This is a genomic window from Faecalibacterium butyricigenerans, assembly GCF_020687345.1.
GTDB lineage: Bacteria > Bacillota > Clostridia > Oscillospirales > Ruminococcaceae > Faecalibacterium > Faecalibacterium butyricigenerans.
Window position 1 is genome coordinate 32,302 of the sequence record NZ_JAJEQL010000002.1, and the last position, 23,650, is coordinate 55,951.

A 23,650-nucleotide genomic window follows, 5' to 3' on the forward strand; every position below is an offset into this window, starting at 1 on the left:
CCAGTGCCCATGCGGGTTTCGACTTTGGTGCGAGGGAGGGGATTTGAACCCCCAAGGATAAACCACACGCACCTCAAACGTGCGCGTCTGCCAGTTCCGCCACCCTCGCATATGAAGTTTTGATGCAATCTGCGTTTTGTAACCGCTCTGAGGTTCAAGCCGTATCGCTGACTGCTCAAGTATAATACCATACTCCCCCTGCAATGTCAAGCGTTTTCATAGATTTTTTTGCCATTCATATCTTGTAAATGGAGTTTCCGTGCAGAAATAACTTAACAAGGAGGTTTTTCGGAATGACTTTTTTTAAATTCGGCAAAGCACCGCGTTGGCTGGTGAGCCTCCTGCTGCTCTCGGCCGGGGCGGCGGCAGGGTTCGGGCTGGGGATATTCTGCGGCGCAGAGCCAGTCGTAGGCTGTCGGGAGAGCGACCTGACCCCGCTGCCGGACGAAAGCTTCGTCTCTCCTGTCCCCGCATCGTCGGTACAGACGCCGCCCGAGCCTGAGCCGCTGCCGGACAAATGGGTCTGTCTGACCTTTGACGACGGCCCCAGCAAGACAACGCCGGACGTTCTGGCCGCACTGAACCGCGCCGGCGTCAAAGCCACCTTCTTCGTGGTCGCCACCGGACACAACGACAAGTACCTGCCTCTCGTGTCGGAAGCTGCTGCCGCCGGGCATCAGATCGCGCTCCACTCCGCCTCCCACGAGTACAGCGACATCTACCAAAGCCCGGACGCCTACTGGAAGGACATCAGCCTATTAAAAGAGCGGCTCTCCCCTTACCTCTCGGCAGATGGCCTGCGGTACCTGCGCTTTCCCGGCGGCAGTACCAACACCGTGAGCCGCCGCTACGGCGGGCGCGGGCTGATGCAGCAGCTCAAAGAAGAAGTCACTGCAAAAGGATACGCCTATGTAGACTGGAACGTCTGCGCCGAGGACGCTGTGGGCGGCAAGCCCAGTGCAGGCACCATCTTCCGCAATATCGTGCGGGAGACCGGCGAGCAGACCCAGTGCATCGTGCTGATGCACGACTCGGCCACCACCCACACCACAGCCGAAGCCCTGCCCGACATCATCCAGTGGTATAAGGACAACGGTTTCGCCTTCCTCACGGTAGAGCAGGCCGTCCCCCTGCCCACGACATAGCAAAAAGCCCCGGAGGGCCTGCAAGACGGCAGACTTTCCGGGGCTTTGGTGCGTAGAAACAGCTTACTCAGCGGCCTGATTGAACAGGACGAAGGCACGATAAGCCATGTACAGGTCGGTCTTGTGGATGACCTCGAAGGGAGAGTGCATGGACAGCACAGGCACACCGATGTCGATGACGGGGATGCCGCGGTTGGCAACATACTTTGCGATGGTGCCGCCGCCGCCCAGATCGAGGCGGCCCAGCTCACCGATCTGCCATGCAACGTCGTCGGCGTCCATCATGCGGGTGACATAGCCCACCAGCTCGGCAGAAGCGTCGTTTGCAGCGCTCTTGCCGCGGCTGCCGGTGTACTTGAACAGCGCGATGCCGCGGCCTGCGTAGGTGCCGTTCATCGGCTCGAAAGCGCTGGCCCAGCTCGGGTCGTAAGCAGCGGTGACGTCGGCGGACAGGCAGACACTGTTGCGGAATGCAATGATGTCATCCTGACCGGCGGTGCGGCACAGCTCCTGCATGAAGTGGAAGACGTACATGCTCTGCATACCGGTGACGCCGTCGGAGCCGATCTCTTCCTTATCGGTCAGGACGCAGACGGTGGTGAAGGCGGGATTCTTGGTGGCGATCTCGGCCATCAGAGCGGGATATGCATCGACGCGGTCGTCGTGGCCGTAGCCGCCGATCATGGAGCGGTCGAAGCCGACGTCGCGGGACTTATAAGCGGGGACGATCTCGATCTCGGCGCGGGCGAAGTCCTTTTCGGTGATGCCGTACTTCTCGTTGAGGAGGATCATGGTGTTCAGCTTGACCGCTTCCTTCACATCCTCATCCTCAACAGCATCGGAACCAATGAGGATGTTCAGTTCCTCTGCCTTGATGCCGTCGCTCAGCTTGCGCTCGCTCTGCTCAGCGCTCAGATGGGGCAGCAGGTCGGTGATGCAGAAGACGGGATCATTCTCGTCCTCGCCCACGTTCACAGAGACGGTGGTGCCGTCAGCGCGGGAGAACACGCCGTGGATGGCCAGCGGCATAGTACCCCACTGATACTTGCGGATGCCGCCGTAGTAGTGGGTCTTGAAGTAGCTGAAGTGGTCGGACTCGTACAGCGGGGTCGGGCGCAGGTCCAGACGGGGGCTGTCGGTGTGAGCGATGACCAGATGGAAGCCGTCCTCGAAGCTGCGGGTGCCGATGGTGGAAGCCACGATGGCCTTGCCCAGCTGGCTGAAGTAGACCTTGTCGCCGGGGGCGTAGGTCTTCTTCGGGTCGAACTGCTGGTAGCCAGCGTCCTTCAGCATCCGCTCGCTCTCGGCGGCTACCTCACGCTCGGTCTTGCCGGCATCAAGGAATTTCTTGTAGCCCTCAGCGAATGCGTGGGCCTCCTGCTTGACGGCGGCGGACTTGTCACCGGCGTAAGCGGGCTTAAACAGCAGCTTTTCAGCCAGCTGCTGGTTCGGAGTTTTTTCTGCCATAGGATCTCTCCTGCCTTTCTGTTTTCTTACACTTTGATTTATCAAAAACCAGCGAGGGCTTATCCTCTCCGGTTTTCTTCGTTTGTAGTACATCAGCCGCCGTAGAGCCGGGTATAGGCGGCGTAACCGGCGGTGATCTTTTCGACGTAGTGGTGCATCTGATTGTACGGAAAGCCCTTCAGCGTCTGCCCGTCCGAGGAATGCTCCTCCATCCGCAGCAGATTATCCACCGTCCCCCACCCGCTGTGGTAGGCGGCTGCGGCCGTGGCCACATCGCCGCCGTACCGTTCCATGCAGAGATGAAGGTAGTAGCAGCCGAAACGGATGCTGACCGCAGGGTCGTAGAGGTCATCGAAGGTCAGGCCCTCGTCGGGCGCGATCTTGCTGCGCAGCCAGATGAAGGTCTCCTCCGTCATCTGCATCAGCCCCCGGGCATCGACGCTGGAAGTAGCAGCAGGGTCGAAGCCGCTCTCGGTGCGGATAAACGCATAGACCAGCAGCGGGTCGAGGCCGTATTCGGCGGCCCACTGCTCCACCTGCTGGCTGTATTTGCGGGGGTAGAGCAGCTGGTCGGCCTTCCGGGCGAGGGGCGGCAGCGTCACCAGTATCACTGCCGCGATGCAGGCCAGCACCACCAGCCTGCACAGCAGTCGGAACAGCTTTTTCAAGTGCGGCACCCCTCCCCGATGAGCGTATCACACAGCTCGTTCGCCGCCTTCGCCAGCGCCTCGCGGGTGGAGGTATTGGGGAGGATGTAGTCCGCTCGAGCGGTCAGAACCGCCTCCGGCGTCTGGGCGTTGAGACGGCGGGCGGCCATCTCGGGCGAGATACCGTCCCGGGCAGCGATGCGCTCCACACTGACCTCAAAAGGAGCCGTGACCACACAGAGCTTATCGCACTCCGCTTCTGCCGCCGTGCCGACGATGACCGCACCGTCCAGCACGAAGAGCTTCGCACCGGCACGAAGAGCGGCCTGTTTTGCGGCACGGATGCGGCGGACGATCTCCGGGTGGGTCAGCGCGTCCAGCGCCGCCTTCCCCTCGGGGGTCGCAAAGGCGCGGTCGGCCAGCAGGCGGCGGTCGAGGGTGCCGTCTGCCCTTATAATATCCGCCCCGAAGCGCTCCGCCAGCTGGGGCAGCAGCGGAGAGCCGGGAAGCAGGATCTCGCGGGAGAGCTGGTCGGCGTCTGCCAGCGGGATGTCCCGGGCCGCAAAAACCGCGGTGACGGTGGATTTGCCGCAGCCGCTGCGGCCGGTGATGCCCAGCGTCATCATAGCTCGATCACCCGGAACGCGGCCGCACGGATAAGACGGTTATAGACCGCCATCGACAGGCCGTCCTTCCGAGGGCAGCGGGCGTAGACTACGGCATCCCCCTGCTCATCCAGCGCACGCAGAGAGCGGAAGATGTGTCTGGCCTGATCGGCACCGTCCCCCTCCCGGCCATACTCCACGCAGGGGACCCCCAGCTTTTCGGCCTCACCGGTGAAGCAGAGGCAGCTGGGCCTCTCGGCGGCGTGGGCGTCCACATAGGCCTTGAACTGCTCGAAGGTGCCGTCCAGCAGGGTAACATCGGCCTTGGGGGCATAATGTTTATACTTCATGCCGGGGCTGCGGACGACCGCACCCTCCGGCAGCTTTTCGAGGATGGCTTTGGAGACTTCCACCTCCTCGCCCAGCGCACGCTCGAGATCCTCCAGCGTGATGTGTCCGGGGCGGAAGAGGGTGGGCTTCTCACCCACCACCGACACGACGGTGGACTCCACGCCCCAGTCGCACTCGCCGCCGTCGAGGATGAGGGGCAGGCGGCCATCCATATCGGTAAAGACATCCTGCGCATTGGTGGGGCTGGGCTTGCCGGACAGGTTAGCCGACGGGGCTGCAAAGGCACAGCCGCTGGCCTCGATGACGGCCCGGGCCACCGGATGGCTGGGCATCCGGATGCCCACGGTATCCAGACCCGCGCAGCACTCCGCTGCCACCTCGGGGCCGCGGGGCATGATGATGGTCAGCGGCCCGGGGCAGAACGCAGCCATCAGCAGCTGGGCGCGCTCGGGCACCTCGCTGACGAGGCCGTGCAGCATCTCGGGGCCGGTGACATGGACGATGAGGGGATTGTCCTGCGGACGCCCCTTCGCCACGAAGATCTTGCTCACGGCCTCGCCGTTGCGGGCGTCGGCCGCGATGCCATAGACCGTCTCGGTGGGCAGAGCCACCAGCTCGCCCCGCCGCAGAAGCTCGGCGGCGCGGGCAATGCCCTCCGCGTCCGCCGGGCGGACTTCAGTTTTGATATTCATACGAATCGTCGCTCTTTTCTGATGTAAAGTAATCAAGCTTTACAGATGTTCATGCGCAATATGCGCAGGTTTATGCGTTCAGTTTTTGTAATTTCTCGGCCTGCTCACGGGTGGCGAGGGCGTCGATGATCTCGTCCAGATTGCCGTCCATGATCTTAGCGAGGTTATGCACCGTCAGGCCGATGCGGTGGTCGGTACAGCGATCCTGCGGGAAGTTATAGGTACGTATCTTCTCGCTGCGGTCCCCTGTTCCCACCTGACCGGCGCGGTCGGCGTTGATGGCATCCTGCTGCTCCTTCTGTTTCTGGGCCAGCAGTCGGCTGCGCAGGATCTCCAGAGCCTTGTCCTTGTTCTGGAACTGGCTGCGCTCGTTCTGGCACTCGACCACCGTCCCGGTGGGGATGTGGGTGACGCGGATGGCGCTGGACGTCTTGTTGATGTGCTGTCCGCCTGCGCCCGAGGAGCGGAAGGTGTCGATGCGCAGGTCTTTCATGTCCAGCGCAAAGTCCACCTCCTCGGCCTGCGGCATCACGGCCACCGTAGCTGTCGAGGTGTGGATGCGGCCCTGCGTCTCCGTCTCGGGGACGCGCTGCACCCGGTGGACGCCGCTCTCGTACTTGAGACGGTTGTACGCGCCCCGGCCATTGACTGCGAAGACGGCTTCCTTCGTGCCGCCAAGCTCGGTCTCATTGAGGTTCAGCAGCTCCATCTCCCAGCCCCGCCCCTGAACGTACATCGTGTACATCCGCACGAGGCTGTGGGCAAACAGCGCAGCTTCCTCGCCGCCGGCACCGGCGCGTATCTCCATGATGACGCTTTTTTCGTCGTTTGCATCCTTCGGCAGCAGCAGAATTTTGAGATTATTTTCCAGCTCTGCCACATCCTGACTCTTTTCGCTGATCTCCTGCTGTATCATAGCCTTAAAGTCCGCATCAAGGGGTTCCTCCCCTTCCAGCAGGGCTTTCGCCTGTGCAAGATGATCCTGCGCAGTGGCAAGGGCGCGGTAGGCTTCCACCACCGGCTCTGCCTCGTGGTACTCCTGCATCAGGCGGCGGAACTGCGCCGGGTCGGCAGCAGTTTCGGGCTGATTGAGACGGACGGAAAGTTCTTCGAACCGACGGCAGACGGCCTCCATTTGGGAAGTCAGATTCGGCATATCAGGCAGTTCTCCTTACAAAACAGTTTCTGAATGTGCTGTGCCGCCGGGCTATTCCTGACCCGGCCGGATGACTTTTTTGATGTTCTTCTCGATCTTTGCCCGGGGCAGCATGACCTCGCGGCCGCAGCCCGTGCAGCGGATCTTGAAATCCATGCCCACCCGCAGCACCTCGAAGCTGGACGCTCCGCAGGGGTGCTGCTTGCGGGTGAGGATGGTATCGCCGACTGCAATATCCATATTGGCTCCCTTCTGTCTGTCCATAGATGGCACAGGCCGTGTGCCCAATGCATGACACACACCTATAGTATAATCCAAACTCGTATAAAATGCAAATGCAGCCGCATATGGTTTAACCATGCAGCACACCCTGCGCTGCAACCCAAAAAATCAGAGAAAGAGGAATGAAAGATGATGCAAGCGTTTCGTACTGAAAACAACTACCGCAATGCTTCCCGCCTGAGCGCCGCCGAGCTGCGGGCCGCGATGACCAGCCGCGAAATTTTGCAGAGCACCGCTCTGGCCTTCGACACCCAGCGTCAGCTTCGGTTCGAGCTGGGCGGCTGCCGGGCCGTGATGCCCTTCGGACAGTGCGCCGACGGGGCCGACACCGGCAGCGTGCGGGACATCGCCGTGCTGACGCGGGTGGGTCGCCCCACCTGCTTCGTCATTGAGGGCATCGACACCGACGAAAACGGACAGCCCTTCTACCGGCTCTCCCGGGCCGAGGCCCAGCGGATGTGCAAGGCCGAATACCTCGACCAGCTTCAGCCCGGCGACATCCTGCCCTGCGTCGTGACCCACATCGAGCCTTTCGGCGCGTTCTGTGATGTGGGCTGCGGCATCAGCGCTCTTCTACCCATCGATTGTATGTCGGTGAGCCGCATCTCCTCCCCCGCCGACCGGGTCAGCGTGGGGCAGCAGATCCTCTGCGCCATCAAGAGCCGGGACGCGCAAGGGCGGTTCGTGCTGACCATCCGGGAGCTTCTGGGCACATGGGCCGAGAACGCCGCCGCCTTTACGGTGGGCGAGACGGTGGTGGGCATCGTGCGAAGCGTGGAGGAATACGGCACCTTCGTCGAGATCGCGCCCAACCTCGCGGGCCTCGCCGAGAGCTGCCCCGACCTGCATCCCGGGCAGGCCGTGAGCGTCTACATCAAAAACATCCTGCCCGAGAAGATGAAGATCAAGCTGGTCATCGTCAATCATGCCCTCAGCCAGAGCCACCGCTTCGAGCTGCGGTACTTCATCACCGAAGGGCATCTCGACCACTGGCTCTACTCCACCCCCGAGAGCCGCAAGCGCATCGAGACCGATTTTGCGGACATGGCTTGCAATCCGGCCTGAAACCCTTTATACTATAGATATACTATAGAACACGGGAGATGGGAATAACAATGGCTGCCAACGATGCTTTTACCGCCGGTGTTCGTCCCGGTGGGCTGACCAACAGCACCGAGATCCGACTGCTGCTGTGTTATCTTGTCAAGAATGCCGGGCCGATCACCCGGGCGGAGATCGAAAACGCCCTGATGGAAGAGGCTCTGGTGAATTATTTTGAGATCGGCTCCTGCTTGGACGACATCGCCAAGCAGCAGCTCGTGGTGGTGGACGGCGACCGGTATACCATCACCGACAAGGGCCGGAAAGTGGCGCAGGAGCTGGCCTACGACCTGCCCCGCAGCGTGCGGGAAAAGGCGGTGGCCGCTGTGCTGCGCAGCCAGACGTGGACGCGCAAGGAGGCCGAGTACAGCGCCCGCATCCGCGAAAAAGCCGACGGCCACTGTTCGGTGCGCTGTCAGGTGAAGGCGCTGGACAGCGAGCTGTTCTGTCTGGACATCGGCACGCCCGATCGGCTGAGCGCCGAGCTGGTGAAAAAGCAGTTCATCCTCAAGGGCAACGAGATTTATCAGATGCTCATCACGAAGCTCACCGAAGAAGAGAAATGACCGAAATGGCCGCTGCACGAAACCAACGTGCAGCGGCCGTTTTTGTTACAGCAGGATGCAGATAAGCCCGGTGCAGCCCTCGTTGATGACCCGCTCCAGCGTCTCCTGCAGGCGGCTTCGGGCCTCCTGCGGCATATGGAGCAGCTTGTTCTGCAAGCCGTCGTTGACCAACTCGTGGAGGCTTTTTCCGAAGATGTTCGACTCCCACAGGCGGACGGGGTCGTCCTCGAAATCCTGCAAGAGGCTCTGCACGAGGTCTTCGCTCTGCTTCTCGGTGCCCACGATGGGGCTTAGCTCGGTGTGGATGATCGCCTTCATCATGTGGATGGACGGTGCGCTGGCTTCAAGGCGGACGCCATACCGCCCGCCCTGCCGGACGATCTCGGGCTGCTCCAGCGACAGCTCATCGATGGAGGGCATCACGATGCCATAGCCGGTGGCCTCCACCTGCTCCATCGCGCTGCGTATCTTCTCATAGGCACGCTTCGCTTTCGCCAGCTCGATGATGCAGGGCATCAGCCCGGCCTCGTCGCCGATCTCAAGCCCCGTCTGCTCGCTGAGCACCCTGTAGAACACCTCCGGCTTGAGCAGCACCGTGATGCGCACGATGCCGTCGGCAAGATCCATCCCGCTGAGGGCGGCGTTCTCCACCGCCTCGCAGTCCAGCACCGCCCGGCCAGAATCCGAGATGTCCTTCATCCGCGCGATCTGCCCGGAGAGCTGCATGGCCGCTGTGTACACCTCAGTCTGGAGCCAGTGGCCTTTGTCCAGCATCGTCACCCAGCGCGGCAGGGCAAAATCCAGCTCCCGCACCGGGAACTCGTAAAGCACCCGGCGCAGGATCTCCCCCAGCTGCTCTTCGTCGAGGTCGAGGCAGCTCACAGGCAGCACCGTCCGGCCGTAGCTTTCTTCCATCTCCGCCGCCAGCGCCTTTGTCCCGGGGGCATCGGGATGGGTGCTGTTGAGCAGGATAACAAAGGGCTTGCCCAGCGCTTCCAGCTCGTCGATGACCCGTTTTTCCGCCGGGACGTAGTTTTCCCGCGGTATCTCGCTGATGGTGCCGTCGGTGGTGACGACGATGCCGATGGTGGAGTGGTCCCGGATGACCTTCCGGGTGCCGGTCTCGGCGGCGAGGTCGAATGGGATCTCCTCGTCGAACCACGGACTTTTGACCATCCGGGGCTTGTCATTCTCCTCGTGGCCCATCGCCCCCTCCACCATATAGCCCACACAGTCGATGAGCCGGATGCTGCACTCTCCCCCGCCCTCCAGCGCCAGCGGCACCGCCGACTCCGGGATGAACTTCGGCTCGGTGGTCATGATGGTGCGCCCCGCCGCCGACTGAGGCAGCTCATCGCGGGCACGGAGCTTTGCGTCCTCCGACCCGATGGCAGGCAGCACCAGCTTCTCCATAAACTGCTTGATGAGGGTGCTCTTGCCCGTGCGCACCGGCCCCACCACGCCGATGAGGATGTCTCCGCCGGTGCGTGCCCCTATCTCGCGGCAGACTGCCGCCTGCTCGATTCGTTCCTGATTTGCCAAAACGCTCTCCCCTCTCTTCCCGTTTCTGGGTACACTTTATGCGCGGACATGAGGAAAATATGACGCAAAAAAGGCCGAAGCCCCAAGGATCTCTCGGGACTCCGGCCTTTTTTCTCCTACCGTTACACCAGCGTCGGGACAAGCGCCGCCAGCTTTTCGGCCAGCTGTGCGTGACCGTGACGGGTCAGGTGCATGAAATCCACCTGATTGAATGCGCAGTCGGCAGCATCGAGGAAGTGGACGCCCTGCCGCTCGGCGACGATGCGGAACTGCTCTGCCACGCCCTTCGACTTCTCCACGCAGCCCTCGCCCATGACGGCGTCGTGGAAGCCGTCGCCGATGCGGGGCGGAGCCACGACAAGGATGTTGGGGGCTTTGGTGCCCCAGCAGTCCACGCTCTTTGCCTTGAGGATGAGGCGCTCCATCCCTGCGCCGATGCAGGCGGCGTTGGCGTTGAACCGCTCCTTGACGTCGTTGGTGCCCAGCATGATGATGAGCAGGTCGATGACCTCATGGCTCTTGAGGAGCGCATAGGCCACGCTCAAAGCGTCCATCGACTCATGGATGGGGTCCACGAAAACCGTCGTCCGGCCCGAAAGGCCCTCTTCCGTCACAAGATACTCGCTGCCCAGCGCTGTTTGCAGCCGACAGGTCCAGCGCTCATCCTCGTTGAAGCGGATGCCGTGGTCGGCGCAGTCCGCCGGGTCGGCGCAATAGCCGTGAGTGTTGGAGTCGCCCAGACAAAGGATATGCTTTTTCATCGTTCCATCCCCCTTTTCAGTTTTCACCCCGTGACTGGCGGAAGTAGTAGACTGCGCCCACCATGCCGGCGTCGTTGTGAAGCTGGGCGGCGCGGATCTCCAGTCCCTCTGCAAAGGCAGGCATGATGGAAGCCCTCACCTTTCTGGCGATGGGTTCGATGAGCAGCTCCTGCTGAGCGCTGACGCCGCCGCCGATGAGGATGAGCTGCGGGTTGAAGATGTGCACCAATCCCGCAAGGCCCTGCGCGATCTCGTCCGTCCAGTCCTCGAGAAGGGTGAGGATGATGGGGTCGCCCGCATGGGCCGATTCGAAGATGGCACGGCCATCTCTCCACTTATGATTGCGAGGCTGCGCAGCACGCACGAGGGCCGTAGTGGCGGCATACCGCTCCCAGCAGCCCGATGCACCGCAGGTGCAGAGGACGCCGTCCAGCGCATGGGTACGGTAATGGCCCAGCTCACCGCCGAGGCCCCGGGCACCTTCCAACAGCCGTCCGCCGGTCAGGATGCCGCCGCCCACACCGGTGCCCAGCGTGACACCGATGACGTCCGTATAGCCTTTCGCCCCGCCGACCCAGACTTCGCCCAGCGTCATGCAGTTGGCGTCGTTGGCGACGGTGACGGGCAGGCCGAATTTTGCTTCCAGCTCGGCCTTGATGGGGCTTCCGATGTAGTTGGGCAGGCTGCCGCAAGTGCCCACGACCGTGCCCGTGTGGGTGTCGATCTGGCCCGTGGCCGAGACGCCGATGCCCGCAAGGCTCTGCGGCCTGACGTCCTGCTCCTTCAGAAACTGTTCGGAGGCCGAAAGCACCGTCGTGAGGATGGGTGTCTCATAGTAGTCGAAACAGACGCTCTGCTCCGCCTTGGCAAGGACGCAGCCCCCTTCATCTACGATGCCAAGCTTGACGCTGGTGCCGCCGATGTCGATGGCAAGATACTGTTTCATAGTCGTATCTCCGTATCATTTTTATTTTTGCATGGCGTTGATGGCCCCGGTAAAGCGGGCCGTGATCTCAGCCGGGCGGGTGATGGCACCGCCGACGACGAGGGCGAACGCACCGGCCTCCAGCGCCTTGACGGCCTGTTCTGGGTAGTGGATGTGGCCCTCGGCGATGATCTTTGCCGGACACTCTGCGGCCAGCTTGTGGACAAAGTCAAAATCAATGTCGTCGATGCCCTTGGTCTCGGGCGTATAGCCGCGCATGGTCGTGCCCACAAAGTCAGCCCCGGCTTCCGCGCAGAGCATGGCATTCTCGAAGTTGTCGCAGTCGGCCATCACCAGCTGGTCGGGGTATTTTTCCTTGATGGCACGGATGAACTGGGCCGAGGTAGAGCCATCGGGGCGCAGCGCACCCGTGCCCTGCACGGCGAGGATGTCCACGCCGCAGGCTGCCAGCTCGTCCACTTCCTTCATGGTGACAGTGATGTACATCGGCGTGCCGGGGTAATCCTTTTTGATGATGCCGATGACCGGCAGGTCCACCACCTGCTTGATCTGGGTGATGTCCCGGACGGTGTTGGCGCGGATGCCCACAGCGCCACTCATGGCGGCCGCCTTTGCCATCAGAGGCATGACTCCGCCCTCTTTGGTGTAGAGAGGCTCCGTCTCAAGGGCCTGACAGGAGACGATAAGCCCACCCTTGATCTGCTCAAACAGCTTTTCTTTTTCCATATCCATCAGTCCTCCATCCTGATCTTGATGACTGCTTTGCGCACATGGTCACAGCCGGGGCGTGCCACGCCGGGCTTGTGCAGCTCACCGGGGAAGAACAGAACGAACCGTCCCTCGCCCAGCACACCGCTGACGGCGTCCGGACTGGTCCTGAAACCGATGTCTCCCGCAAACTCCCCTGCTTCCTCGCCGGGCAGGTTGGTATAGCCCCAGCCCTCGCCGCCGGTCAGGTCGATCTGAAGGTCGGCGTACTTTTTGTGGTACTCGAGGCGGGCACTGTCGGGGTTCAGCCCGGCCTCCATCACGTTGATGAAGACATTTTCTCCGTCCACCTCGGTGCGGCCCAGCGGAAGGTCGCTCAGGTCGTGAGCTACATAGTAGGCGGTGAGGTAGTCGATGGCAGTTTCCAGATTCTTGTGGAGTCCCCGGTAACGGTTCAGGTTCTCCAGTGCGTCGCAGATCATGGTGATTTTCTCCTAACTGATTTTTTTCACAAGCACAAAGAGCGTCTGCCCTCGCCCCTCATGAAAAGACGGAGAGGGGGACGCTTTTTTTGCTTTTCAGAGCTTTGCGATAGCGGCTTCGATCATGGCCTGTGCCTCGGCGATGACTGCTTCATCCTCTGGGATGAGGCCGGGCATCGGCTGACGGACGCCGCCCAGCTCAAGGCCGTACATCCGGCGCAGGATCTCTTTCTGCACAGCGTAGAGGTTGCCGTGGGCCGAGCACATCTTATAGATGATGCGGTCGGCGTCGTACTGGATGGCCTGTGCCTCCTTGATCTCACCCTTGTTGATGTGGTCGTTCATAGCCAGATACAGCTCGGGCATGACGGCGTAGGTGCCGCCGATGCCGCCGTCTGCGCCGATGACGCGGCCGGAGACGAACTGCTCATCGGGGCCGTTGAAGACCACGAAACTGCCCTCGCCCCGGGCGGCGACGCCGGCGTCCTTGAACATCTGGATGTCCTGCGTGGGCATCGAGCTGTTTTTGACCGCGACGACATTGGGGTTCTTGAGCATCTCCCCCAGCAGGCTCATGGTCAGGCCGGTGCCGGCCAGCTGTGGGATGTTGTAGATGACGAACTCGGTGTTGGGCGCTGCGGCGGACATATCGTTCCAATACTTGGCGATGGCGTACTCCGGCAGGTGAAAGTAGATGGGCGGGATGGATGCGATGGCGTCCACACCCACGCTCTCGGCATGACGGGCCAGCTCGACGCTGTCGGCGGTGTTGTTGCAGCCGACGTGTGCGATGACGGTCAGTTTGCCCTTAGCTTCGCTCATGACCGCCTCGAGGACAGCCTTGCGCTCATCGACGTGCTGGTAGATGCACTCGCCCGACGAGCCGCCCACATACACGCCCTTGACTCCCTTGGCGATGAGGTGGCGGGTCAGCGCCCTGACGCCCTCGGTGGAGATGTTGCCCTCTGCGTCATAGCAGGCGTAGAAAGCCGGGATCACGCCCTGATATTTGGTGATGTCTTTCATTTGTCTATGTCCTTTCTGATAATTTCAATCAAACTCGATGCTCTTCCAAAGCGGCTTTCCTCTTGCGGTGCCCTGCATCCGCTTCGGCCCTTGGGCGGGCCTCGCGTCTTGCAGACCGCGGTGCCAAAAGTTGCTCCCTGTTTCGGCCGCTGGCCGCGGTCGCAACTTTAGCCTTTAACCGCACCCATTGCGATGCCCTTGGTGAAATACTTCTGGAAGATGAGGAAGATGATGATGATCGGCACAGCGGCCAGCGCGGCACCGGCCATGATGAGGCCGAAATCGGTGCTGTTCTCTGCCTGCAGCTTTGCGATGCCCAGCGAGATGGTAAGGTTGCTGGTGCTGGACAGCATGATGAGCTGCATGAAGTAGTCGTTCCAGCTGTTGATGAAGGTGAAGATGGCCAGTGCGCCGATGCCCGGCTTGACCATCGGCAGCACGACGCTGATAAAGGTGCGCGCCTCGCTGGCTCCGTCGATGCGGGCCGCCTCCAGCATTTCGGTGGGGATGCCCTCACTGAACTGTTTCATCAGGAAGACGCCGAAGGGCCAGCCCACGATGGGGAAAATGACGGCCCAGATGGTGTTGTAGAGGTTGAGCGAGCTCATCTCACGCAGCAGCGGGATGAGGATGACCTGCTTGGGCAGGGCCATCGCGCAGACGATGAGGGTAAAGAGCAGTTTACGGCCGACGAAGCGCTTTTTGGCCAGCGCATAGCCTGCCATTGCTGCGGTGATGCAGGTGAGGATCATGGACATGACAGCCATGAACACCGTGTTGATCATCCAGCGCAGGGCTGCCGGGGCCGTAGGGCCGATGGAGAAATAGATGGGTTCGCCGTCCGCGCTGAACGAGCCGCTGAACGGAACCGCCAGCTGCCACAGGGGTGCGCTCTTGCCGGCGAAAAGCTTCTGGTAGTTGGTCAGCACCCACTGACTGGGCCACCACTCAGGGGTGGTAGAGTTTATAGCCGCGCCGGTCTTGAAGGAGCCGGTGATGATCCAGTACAGCGGGAAGGCGAACAGCACGGCCATGATGCTGATGAGGATGAGGGTCAGGATCATGTAGGCGCTCATCTTTTTCAGCTTGCTGGGGTGACGCTTCAGCGGTTTCTGTTTTTTTGCAGTTGCAGTCATTGCCCGGCACCTCCTTTAATTATCCTGACTGCCAAGCTTGAACTGGACAGCCGACAGGATGGCGATGATAACGGCCAGCACAACGCCCATTGCGTTGCCGTAACCATAGCGGTAGAGCTTGAACGCGGTGTAGTAGATATAGTACATGATGGTATCGGTGCTGTGGTTGGGGCCGCCGGAGGTCAGCAGCTGGATCAGCGCGAAGCACTGGAAGGAGTTGATGGTGGTGATGACCAGAATGTACAGGGTGGTGGGCATAATGGCGGGCCACTTGATCTTCCAGAAGCACTGGAAATCCGTTGCGCCGTCCACCTCAGCGGCTTCCACGATGGATTGATCCACATTGCCCAGCGCAGAAACATACAGCACGATGGGCTGGCCGACGGAGGTGGTGAGCAGGATGAGGATGATGCAGCCCAGTGCATACTTTTCATCGCCCAGCCAGTTGATGTTCTTGTCGATGAGTCCCACGGCCTTGCCCAGATAGTTGAAGATGCCGTAGTAGTTGTTGTACATCCACTTCCACACGACGGTGACGGCCACCGAGCCGGTGACGACCGGCAGGTAGAACACGCAGCGGAAGAGGCTCGTCGCCCACTCAGGCAGGTCAACGATGGCTGAGCTGATCCACAGCGAGAACGCGCAGGTCACAGGCACCGAGACGACCACGATGATGAAGGTGTTCTTCAGCGCACCGCGGAAGATAGGGTCAGCGAACAGCTCTTTATAGTTCGCAAGACCCACGAATATGTCCGCGCGGTTCATGGTCGAGTCAAAAAAGCTCGTGACCACGCAGAGGATCATAGGGTAGATGACAAAGCCGAGGAAGAAGATGAGACTGGGCAGGAGAAACAGATAGGAAGCGATGGTCTCCTGCCGAACCAAGGCGCTGCTGCGCTTCGGCTCTTTGACCCTTGCTGTCTTTGCAGCCAAAGAAATCACCAAACCTTTCGTTCTGATGGGGTGCGGTGTCTTACCCAAAAATACCCCTCCCTCGCCGGGATGTTCGAGGGAGGGGCACGCATTTCCTGATTTGCCCTCAGGCGGGACGCTTATGCTTCGGCCGCTGCGGCTGCGTTGGCGTTCTCGACGAAGGTGGCAACAGCAGTTGCAACGTCCTCACCGGTGCCCACGCGCTGGAGCATATTCCACCACTCGGTGCGAGCCGTTGCCCAGCCCGGAGTGATCTGGTAATAGTCACCCAGATAGGACATGAACTTGGTGTACTCGCTCATGATGGCGTTGTCGGCGTAGATGTCGCCCACGCTGGCACGGACCGGGAAGTAGGTAGAAGCCAGGACGCTGTTCTTGACCTGATCGGGGTCCGCTGCGATGAACTCGATAAAGGTCTTTGCTGCCTTGACCTTTGCCTCGTCGCCGTTGTCGAAGATGCCGAAGCCCCAGATGCCGCCGCAGAGCTTCGGGTCGCCGCTTGCAGTGGGGAATGCCATCGGCATGATCTCGTCGCCGTCGTTGGTCAGGCCGGCGTCGTTGTTGTCGCTGTTCAGCTGCTGCGCGATGTTCCAGCAGAAAGCCATCTGCAAAGTGCCGTTGCGGAACAGGGTGATCTCGTCGCCGCCTGCGATGGAAGCGTCGAAGTTGATGCCGTCGGTGTCGTACAGGGTCTGGATGGCCTTGATGTTCTCAGCGGAGTCTGCGGTGTACTTGGTGTGTGCATCGTCGGTGAAGGTGCCGCCGTACATATTGTTGATGATCGCACGGGTTCCCTGATCGCCGCCCTGACCGCCGCAGTAGACAGCCGCCACGTTCTCGTAGCCGCCCTTGTACAGGGCGTCAACGGTGTTCAGGAAGCCCTCGGTGCTCCAAGTGTGCTTATCGGTGTCGATGTACTTGTCTGCGCCCACTTCCTTGACCTTGGTCATGTTGACGGCCATGCAGTGTGCCGTCATGCACAGGGGGTACTCGTAGTAGTCGCCCTTGTCGTTGTGGCAGGCGGAGTTGACGGACTCGTAGATGTCCTTCTTGGCATCATCGGTCCACAGGTCGTTCAGCGGGGCCATGACGCCCTTCGCGCCCCAGTTGGCCACCAGACGCTCGGGTCCTTCCATGATGAGGTCGGGTGCGCTGCCGCCCTCGATGGCGGTGTTGACCTGATCGTCGCCGTTGGTATAGTCCAGATACTCGACGGCCACCTTGATGTCAGGGTACTTTGCATTGAAGCTGGCGATCAGCTCCTGCACGGTCTCGTCCTTGCCCCAGCCGCCGATGGGGTATGTCCACAGCTTGATGCTTGCGCCGGAGGCTGCGGTGGAAGCAGCGGCAGAAGCTGCAGTGCTGGTGGAAGCGGGCTTACCGCCGCAGGCAGCCAGAGCACCGGCTGCGCTCAAAGCGCCAACGGCCTTCAAGAAGGAGCGACGAGAGATAACATTCTTCATAATGAGTTCTCCTTACCTATCATATCGGCGGCCCTTCATCCCAGACCGCTCTTGTTGGCCTTATTATAGAAAATCTCTTTCATTTTGTCCATCGGTTGCATACACAATTTTCAGAAAGTTTTCTTGTCTATTCCGCACAAATATCTGGGATACCAGCTATTTTTTGGCCATTTTCGCTAATTTTATACGTCGTTGTAGCCATTTTGTAATCATCTCTGCGCAGTTTGTCATTTTCAACAGGAAAAATATTTTCTCGATCATTTTTCGTTTTTGAAATTTATTTTCAGTAATGGGTACTACTTTTCCTCAATTTTTGGATGCTCTGCACAGCATCTGCGCCTGAATTATGGTAAAAGGTACACTTGTCAAGCCGCTGAAATTCTTTTATACTTTTTATATAGGCGTCCCCTCCCCTGCGCGGCGGACGGGGCGATAAGGATAAGAAGGTGTAAGACGCCTGCGGGCATTGCGGCCCGCCTGACCGAAGGAGCAAAGTTATGGGTACGAATTTTTGGGAACTGCTGCAGCAGCGGCAGGGCCAGTTGACGAGATCCGGCCATGCCGTGGCCGACTACCTCTTACAGCACGCCGATGAGGCGCAGTATCTTTCCATTTCCTCTCTGGCCCGGGAGTGCAATGTCGCCGAGGCCACGGTGTTCCGGTTCTGCCGGGCGCTCGGGTTCGACGGCTACCACGAGATGCGCATTGCGCTGGCGCAGGCCAATGCCACCGGCACCATGTCCAGCCAGCGGGAGCTTCAGCCCGGGGCTTCCACCGAGACGCTCTTTGAACACGCCAGCGCCCGTCTCTTTACCGCCATCAACGGCACTCAGAACGCCCTCTCTGCCGAGGCCGTGGATGAGGCCGCACGGATGCTCCGGGAGGCCAAGCAGGTCTTCTGCTTCGGACAGGGCGGCAGTATGCTGCTGGCCAACGACATCTGCGCCCGCTTCGCCAGCCTCTCCACCAAATTCCGCACCTCCGGCGACAGCCATCTGCAGTTGTTGACCTCCAGCCTGATGAACGAGGCCGACGTCGTCCTCTTCGTCTCCTACTCGGGTGCGACCCGCGATATGATGGAGACTCTCCGCACGGCCAAAGCTGCCGGCGCGAAGATCATCCTTCTGACCCATTACGAGGACTCCCCCGGCGCATCGCTGGCCGATGTCGTCCTTCGCTGCGGCGCACAGGAAAGCCCGCTGGACTCCGGCAGCATTCCCATCAAGGTAGCCGTCCTCTATGTAGGCGAGGTCCTGGTGCTGCGGTACATCCTCGACTCCCCCGAGCAGGCCAACACCGCGCAGGAGCTTACCAGCGAAGTTCTGACACTGAAGATGCTCTGATCCCCCCTGCCCCGCGTGATGCAAAGCAACGCATTACCGTGAAAATCATACTTTTTTCGAAAAAATTCAAAAAATTCTCAAAAAACCGTTGACAGGGACGTCATATCTGAGTATAATATTTCATGTCGCCGGTGCTCCGACAGAAAAAAGCACCGGATGATGACCGGGTGTAGCGCAGTTTTGGTAGCGCGCTTGAATGGGGTTCAAGAGGCCGTGAGTTCGATTCTCGCCACTCGGACCATTTGCTTCTCAGTCGAACAACCTTCGGGTTGGCTCGATTGAGGAGCTTTTTTATTTTATCCGAAGCTTTTTAAACAACAGAGCCGCAGTCCTTTCGGGGGCTGCGGCTCTGTCTGCTTCTGTATCCTTATTTTCCCTCTGCGCGGAGGCGGGCGTCCTTGTCCAGCAGCGGCTTGAGGTACTGGCCGGTAAAGCTCTCCGGTACCTCTGCCACCTGCTCGGGTGTTCCCTCCGCCACGATGAGTCCGCCGGCACTTCCGCCCTCGGGACCGAGGTCGATGATGTGGTCGGCGCACTTGATGAGGTCGAGGTTGTGTTCGATGACGATGACGGTATTGCCCGCATCCACCAGTTTCTGCAGCACCTCGATGAGGCGGTGGACATCCGCGATGTGGAGGCCTGTAGTCGGCTCGTCGAGAATATACACGGTCTTGCCGGTGCTGCGGCGGGCCAGCTCATTGGCCAGCTTGACGCGCTGGGCTTCGCCGCCCGAAAGGGTCGTGGCGCTCTGTCCCAGTGTGACATAGCCCAGCCCCACATCCAGCAGGGTCTGCAGCTTGCGGGCGATCTTCGGCTGATTGGCGAAGAAGACCACTGCCTCCTCCACCGTCATGTTCAGCACGTCGGAGATGGTCTTTTCCTTATATTTGACTTCCAGCGTCTCCCGGTTGTAACGTGCACCCTTGCAGACCTCGCAGGGGACGTAGACATCAGGCAGGAAGTGCATCTCGATCTGGAGGATACCGTTGCCCTCGCAGGCCTCGCAGCGGCCTCCCCGGACGTTAAAGCTGAACCGGCCCGGGCCATAGCCCCGCATCTTGGCGTCCTGTGTCTGCGAAAAGACGGTGCGGATGTCGTTGAAGACGCCGGTATAGGTGGCCGGGTTGGAGCGGGGTGTCCGGCCGATGGGCTGCTGGTCGATGCCGATGACCTTATCCACAAATTCGAGGCCCTCTACCCCATCGCATCTGCCTGCGCGGGAACGCGCGCCGTTCAACTCACAGGCCAGCGTCTTATACAGGATCTCATTGATGAGGCTCGATTTGCCCGAGCCAGAGATGCCTGTCACGCAGATAAACTCTCCCAGCGGGAACTTCACATCAATATTCCGCAGATTGTTCTCCCGTGCCCCCCTCACCGTGAGGAAATTGCCATTGCCGGTGCGGCGGGTCTGGGGCACCTCGATGCGCTTGCGGCCTGATAGATAGTCGCCGGTAATGCTGCGCTTGGCCTTGCAGATGTCCTTCACCGAGCCGGCAGCCACGATCTCACCGCCATGGACGCCTGCGCCGGGGCCGACGTCCACGATATAGTCCGCGCTGCGCATGGTATCTTCATCGTGCTCGACCACGATGACCGTGTTGCCGAGGTCGCGGAGATTTTTCAGCGTAGCGATGAGCTTATCATTGTCCCGCTGATGCAGGCCGATGGACGGCTCATCCAACACATAGAGCACGCCGGAGAGCGCACTGCCGATCTGGGTCGTCAGGCGGATGCGCTGGCTCTCGCCGCCGGACAGAGTGCCTGCCGCCCGGGCCAGCGTGAGGTAGTCGAGTCCCACGCTCTGCAAGAACTGCAAGCGGTTCTTGATTTCCTTCATGATCTGGCCGCCGATCTGCTTCTGTTTTTCGGTCAGTTTCGGCTCATTGTCGGCGATGAACTTCAGCTCGTCCCGGATGGACAGCTCGCAGAAGTCGCTGATGTTCTTGTCTCCGATGGTCACCGCCAGCACCACCGGCTTGAGGCGTTTGCCGTGGCAGTCGGGGCACTCGACGCCTGACATAAAGCTGCCGATCTCCTCCTTCATCCACTCGCTGTTGGTCTCCCGGAAGCGGCGCTCAAGGTTCTCGACGATGCCCTCAAAGGTGTTGTAGTAGACACCGCTGCCGAACTCGTTGGTGCGGTGCATCTCGATCTTTTCGCCGTTGGTGCCGTAGAGCAGGGCGTTGACGGCTTCAGTGCTCATATCCTTGATCGGCGTATCCAGCGTGAAGCCGTACTTTTTTCCCAGACCCAGATAGTACATCTCCGACACAGAGCCCTCGGCGTAGTACCAGCCGCTGGCCTTGATGGCCCCTTCCCGGATGGAAAGATTCCGGTTGGGCAGGATGCGCTCCTCGTCAACCCGCATAAAGGTACCGAGGCCGGTGCACTTTTCGCAGGCACCCAGCGGGTTGTTGAAGGAGAAGAGACGGGGCGACAGGTCGCTGATGGAGATGCCGTGCTCCGGACAGGCGAAATTCTGGCTGAAGGTCATGCACTCGCCGCCGATAACATCCACCTCGGCCACGCCGCCGGTGAGGGCAAGGGCGGTCTCCAGCGAGTCCGCCAGACGGCCCCGGATGCCCTTGCGCAGGGCGAGGCGGTCCACCACCACCTCCACGGTGTGCTTGATGTTCTTTTCCAGCGTGATCTCCTCGTCGAGATCGTACAGGTTGCCGTCGATCTTCACGCGGGCATAGCCAGCGCGGCGGGCGGCTTCCAGCTCTTTCTGCTGGGTGCCCTTGCGCTGGCGGACGACGGGGGCAAGGATCTGAAACTTCGTCCCCTCTTCCAGCTTGAGGACGGCGTCCACCATCTCGTCCACGGTCTGCTGGCTGATGACCCGCCCGCAGACCGGACAGTGGGGCACGCCCACACGGGCGTACAGAAGGCGCAGGTAATCGTAGATCTCGGTCACAGTGCCCACCGTAGAACGGGGGTTGTGGCTGGTGGTCTTCTGGTCGATGGAAATGGCCGGTGACAGGCCGGTGATCTCGTCCACATCGGGCTTGTCCATCCGGCCAAGGAACATCCGGGCATAGCTGGACAGGCTCTCCACATAGCGGCGCTGGCCGTCGGCGTAGATGGTGTCGAAGGCGAGGCTCGATTTGCCCGAGCCGGACAGGCCGGTCATGACGATGAGCTTTTCCCTCGGGAGGGTCAGATTTACATTTTTCAGGTTATGCTCCCGCGCACCCTTTATGACTATTTTATCGTTTGCCAAGGTACTTTCTCCCTCTTCTTTGTGTCTGTGCATGGTTCTGCTTCCGCTCTGTCTCCGCCGAGGAATCCACGGTGGGGTTCTCGCCCCGGCGCAGCCGGTCGATCTGGTCGCGCAGGAAGGCCGCGTGCTCAAATTCCAGCAGCTTTGCTGCCTCCTTCATCTCCCGGGTCAGGCGGTCAATGGCGGCTTCCCGCTCCAGCTTGCCCATCCGCCGGGTGTTCATCTTGGCGTTCTCGGCCTTGTCGCTGATCTCGATGCTGTCCGGGATGGCCTTCACGATGGTCTTGGGCACGATGCCGTGCGCGGCGTTGTAGGCCGTCTGGATGGCGCGGCGGCGCTCCGTCTCAGTGATGGCGCGGTCCATGCTGTCCGTCACCTCGTCGGCGTACATGATGACCAAACCTTCTGCGTTGCGGGCCGCACGGCCGATGGTCTGGATCAGGCTGGTCTCACTGCGGAGGAAGCCTTCTTTATCGGCGTCGAGGATGGCCACAAGGCTCACCTCGGGCAGATCGAGGCCCTCACGCAGCAGGTTGATGCCCACCACCACGTCGATGGTGCCGAGGCGGAGGTCTTTGATGATCTCCATCCGCTCAAAGGTGTCCACCTCGTGATGCATATACTTGACCTTTATTCCCTGCTCGGTGAAGTAATCCGTCAGGTCCTCGGCCATCTTCTTGGTCAGGGTCGTGACAAGGACGCGCTCATGCCGCTGGATGCGGGCATTGATCTCGCCCAAGAGGTCTGTCACCTGCCCCTCCACCGGGCGCACCGAGATGAGCGGGTCGAGCAGACCGGTCGGCCGGATGACCTGCTGGGCCACCTGCGTGCTGTTCTGGCGCTCGTACTCGCCGGGGGTGGCCGAGACGAAGATCATCTGGTTGAGCTTGGATTCCACCTCTTCAAACTTGAGGGGGCGGTTGTCGAAGGCCGACGGCAGGCGGAAGCCGTACTCCACCAGCGTCTTTTTGCGGGCATAGTCCCCGCCGTACATGGCCCGCACCTGCGGCAGGGTGACATGGCTCTCGTCCACGAAGAGCAGAAAATCCTCCGGGAAATAGTCCAGCAGGGTCGTGGGCATACTGCCCGGCGCGCGGCCCGACAGGACAGCGGAATAGTTCTCAATGCCCTTGCAGATGCCCACCTCGGTGAGCATCTCGATGTCGTAGTTCGTCCGCTGCTGGATGCGCTGGGCCTCGATGAGCTTGCCCTCCGAGGTGAACTGCTTCACCTGCGCGTCGCACTCTGCCCGGATCTTCTCGATGGCCGCAGCCTTTTTGTCGGCGCTGACGATATAGTGGCTGGCCGGGAAGATGGCAACGTGCTTCACCACGTTCTGTTTTGCGCCGGTGAGGGGGTTGAATTCGGTGATGCGGTCGATCTCGTCGCCGAAAAATTCCACCCGGATGGCCAGCTCGCTCATATAGGCCAGATAGATGTCCACGATGTCCCCATGGACGCGGAATTTATTGCGGATAAAGTTGACGTCGTTCCGCTCATATTGCAGCGTCACCAGTTTCTCGCACAGCTCGTCCCGCTCCATCTGCATCCCGGGCCGCAGGCTGATGACCATGCTGCGGTAATCAATAGGGTCGCCCAGAGAGTAGATGCAGGACACCGACGCCACGATGATGACATCCCGCCGCTCCGACAGCGCCGCCGTGGCCGAGTGGCGCAGACGGTCGATCTCGTCGTTGATGGCACTGTCCTTCTCGATATAGGTGTCGGTGCTGGGGATATAGGCCTCCGGCTGGTAGTAGTCGTAGTAGGAGACGAAATACTCCACAGCATTGTCCGGGAAGAACGAACGGAACTCGGTGCAGAGCTGGGCCGCCAGCGTCTTATTATGGGCCAGCACCAGCGTGGGACGGTTGCACTGGGCGATGACGTTCGCCATCGTGAAGGTCTTGCCGCTGCCGGTGACGCCCAGCAAGGTCTGGCAGCGGTCGCCCCGCTCTACCCCTTCCACCAGCCGGGCGATGGCCTGCGGCTGGTCGCCCGTGGGGGCGTAGGACGACACCAGATGGAATTTTTCCTCTGCCACAAAAAGCCCTCCTTTTTGAAACTACGAT

General features: G+C 60.7%; 21 protein-coding genes and 2 tRNA genes. 5 read left to right on the top strand and 18 right to left on the bottom strand.

All coding sequences use genetic code 11. The annotated features are described in order from the left end of the window. Positions 1 to 25: 25 nt before the first annotated feature. A tRNA-Leu gene (locus LKD23_RS01190) sits at positions 26 to 109 on the bottom strand. Positions 110 to 293: 184 nt separating this feature from the next. Here LKD23_RS01190 and LKD23_RS01195 point away from each other — a divergent pair. Further along, on the top strand, positions 294 to 1,145 hold the full coding sequence (locus tag LKD23_RS01195) for a polysaccharide deacetylase family protein (protein WP_227619984.1): 852 nt from the start codon (positions 294 to 296) through the stop codon (positions 1,143 to 1,145). 63 nt (positions 1,146 to 1,208) lie between these two features. Here the strand turns inward: LKD23_RS01195 and LKD23_RS01200 are convergent, their stop codons facing one another. The 6 genes from LKD23_RS01200 to LKD23_RS01225 all read right to left on the bottom strand — a co-directional run bounded on the left by LKD23_RS01200 (position 1,209) and on the right by LKD23_RS01225 (position 6,303). Then, complete coding sequence (locus LKD23_RS01200; RefSeq protein ID WP_227619985.1) at positions 1,209 to 2,612, bottom strand: aminopeptidase; 1,404 nt, start codon at positions 2,610 to 2,612, stop codon at positions 1,209 to 1,211. 92 nt (positions 2,613 to 2,704) lie between these two features. Further along, on the bottom strand, positions 2,705 to 3,289 hold the full coding sequence (locus tag LKD23_RS01205; protein WP_227619986.1) for a lytic transglycosylase domain-containing protein: 585 nt from the start codon (positions 3,287 to 3,289) through the stop codon (positions 2,705 to 2,707). Beyond that, positions 3,277 to 3,885, bottom strand: coding sequence for a dephospho-CoA kinase (coaE, locus tag LKD23_RS01210; RefSeq protein ID WP_227619987.1), 609 nt, complete (start codon positions 3,883 to 3,885; stop codon positions 3,277 to 3,279). Before coaE ends, LKD23_RS01205 begins: the two co-directional genes overlap by 13 nt. Beyond that, positions 3,882 to 4,907, bottom strand: a complete 1,026-nt coding sequence (locus LKD23_RS01215; RefSeq protein ID WP_227619988.1) for an L-threonylcarbamoyladenylate synthase — start codon at positions 4,905 to 4,907, stop codon at positions 3,882 to 3,884. Before LKD23_RS01215 ends, coaE begins: the two co-directional genes overlap by 4 nt. Before the next feature lie 70 nt (positions 4,908 to 4,977). Then, complete coding sequence (prfA, locus tag LKD23_RS01220) at positions 4,978 to 6,063, bottom strand: peptide chain release factor 1 (RefSeq protein ID WP_227619989.1); 1,086 nt, start codon at positions 6,061 to 6,063, stop codon at positions 4,978 to 4,980. Between the two features lie 51 nt (positions 6,064 to 6,114). Beyond that, a complete protein-coding gene (locus LKD23_RS01225; RefSeq protein ID WP_227619990.1) occupies positions 6,115 to 6,303 on the bottom strand; it encodes a DUF951 domain-containing protein in 189 nt (62 codons plus the stop codon). A 171-nt stretch (positions 6,304 to 6,474) separates the two neighbouring features. Between LKD23_RS01225 and LKD23_RS01230 the strand changes: the two genes are divergently transcribed. Together LKD23_RS01230 and LKD23_RS01235 are read left to right on the top strand one after the other, a co-directional pair. Next, on the top strand, positions 6,475 to 7,410 hold the full coding sequence (locus LKD23_RS01230) for a S1 RNA-binding domain-containing protein (protein ID WP_227619991.1): 936 nt from the start codon (positions 6,475 to 6,477) through the stop codon (positions 7,408 to 7,410). A 50-nt stretch (positions 7,411 to 7,460) separates the two neighbouring features. Then, entirely contained in the window at positions 7,461 to 8,012 is a 552-nt protein-coding gene (locus tag LKD23_RS01235; RefSeq protein WP_227619992.1) for a DUF4364 family protein, read from the top strand. 45 nt (positions 8,013 to 8,057) lie between these two features. On the opposite strand, the gene spoIVA is transcribed toward LKD23_RS01235, so the two are convergent. The 9 genes from spoIVA to LKD23_RS01280 form a co-directional block, all read right to left on the bottom strand. Then, complete coding sequence (spoIVA, locus tag LKD23_RS01240; protein ID WP_227619993.1) at positions 8,058 to 9,554, bottom strand: stage IV sporulation protein A; 1,497 nt, start codon at positions 9,552 to 9,554, stop codon at positions 8,058 to 8,060. Positions 9,555 to 9,676: 122 nt separating this feature from the next. Further along, entirely contained in the window at positions 9,677 to 10,315 is a 639-nt protein-coding gene (locus tag LKD23_RS01245; protein ID WP_227619994.1) for a GDSL-type esterase/lipase family protein, read from the bottom strand. A gap of 16 nt (positions 10,316 to 10,331) precedes the next feature. Beyond that, complete coding sequence (locus LKD23_RS01250) at positions 10,332 to 11,261, bottom strand: ROK family protein (protein WP_227619995.1); 930 nt, start codon at positions 11,259 to 11,261, stop codon at positions 10,332 to 10,334. A gap of 21 nt (positions 11,262 to 11,282) precedes the next feature. Next, positions 11,283 to 11,987, bottom strand: a complete 705-nt coding sequence (locus LKD23_RS01255) for an N-acetylmannosamine-6-phosphate 2-epimerase (RefSeq protein WP_227619996.1) — start codon at positions 11,985 to 11,987, stop codon at positions 11,283 to 11,285. A gap of 5 nt (positions 11,988 to 11,992) precedes the next feature. Continuing rightward, a complete protein-coding gene (locus LKD23_RS01260; protein ID WP_227619997.1) occupies positions 11,993 to 12,451 on the bottom strand; it encodes a NanQ anomerase/TabA/YiaL family protein in 459 nt (152 codons plus the stop codon). A gap of 96 nt (positions 12,452 to 12,547) precedes the next feature. Then, on the bottom strand, positions 12,548 to 13,477 hold the full coding sequence (locus tag LKD23_RS01265) for a dihydrodipicolinate synthase family protein (RefSeq protein WP_227619998.1): 930 nt from the start codon (positions 13,475 to 13,477) through the stop codon (positions 12,548 to 12,550). A 167-nt stretch (positions 13,478 to 13,644) separates the two neighbouring features. Beyond that, positions 13,645 to 14,613 (bottom strand): carbohydrate ABC transporter permease, encoded by a 969-nt coding sequence (locus LKD23_RS01270; RefSeq protein ID WP_227619999.1) that lies wholly within the window; start codon positions 14,611 to 14,613, stop codon positions 13,645 to 13,647. 15 nt (positions 14,614 to 14,628) lie between these two features. Next, on the bottom strand, positions 14,629 to 15,555 hold the full coding sequence (locus tag LKD23_RS01275; RefSeq protein WP_227620078.1) for a carbohydrate ABC transporter permease: 927 nt from the start codon (positions 15,553 to 15,555) through the stop codon (positions 14,629 to 14,631). Positions 15,556 to 15,665: 110 nt separating this feature from the next. After that, complete coding sequence (locus tag LKD23_RS01280) at positions 15,666 to 17,009, bottom strand: extracellular solute-binding protein (protein WP_227620000.1); 1,344 nt, start codon at positions 17,007 to 17,009, stop codon at positions 15,666 to 15,668. Positions 17,010 to 17,506: 497 nt separating this feature from the next. Here LKD23_RS01280 and LKD23_RS01285 point away from each other — a divergent pair, with 497 nt between their 5' ends. Beyond that, a complete protein-coding gene (locus LKD23_RS01285; protein ID WP_227620001.1) occupies positions 17,507 to 18,352 on the top strand; it encodes a MurR/RpiR family transcriptional regulator in 846 nt (281 codons plus the stop codon). A gap of 163 nt (positions 18,353 to 18,515) precedes the next feature. After that, positions 18,516 to 18,593: transfer RNA gene (locus LKD23_RS01290), tRNA-Pro, on the top strand. Between the two features lie 126 nt (positions 18,594 to 18,719). On the opposite strand, the gene uvrA is transcribed toward LKD23_RS01290, so the two are convergent. Beyond that, entirely contained in the window at positions 18,720 to 21,578 is a 2,859-nt protein-coding gene (gene uvrA / locus LKD23_RS01295; protein WP_227620002.1) for an excinuclease ABC subunit UvrA, read from the bottom strand. After that, entirely contained in the window at positions 21,565 to 23,622 is a 2,058-nt protein-coding gene (uvrB, locus tag LKD23_RS01300; protein ID WP_227620003.1) for an excinuclease ABC subunit UvrB, read from the bottom strand. The genes uvrA and uvrB overlap by 14 nt, the downstream gene beginning before the upstream one ends. Between the last annotated feature and the right edge of the window lie 28 nt (positions 23,623 to 23,650).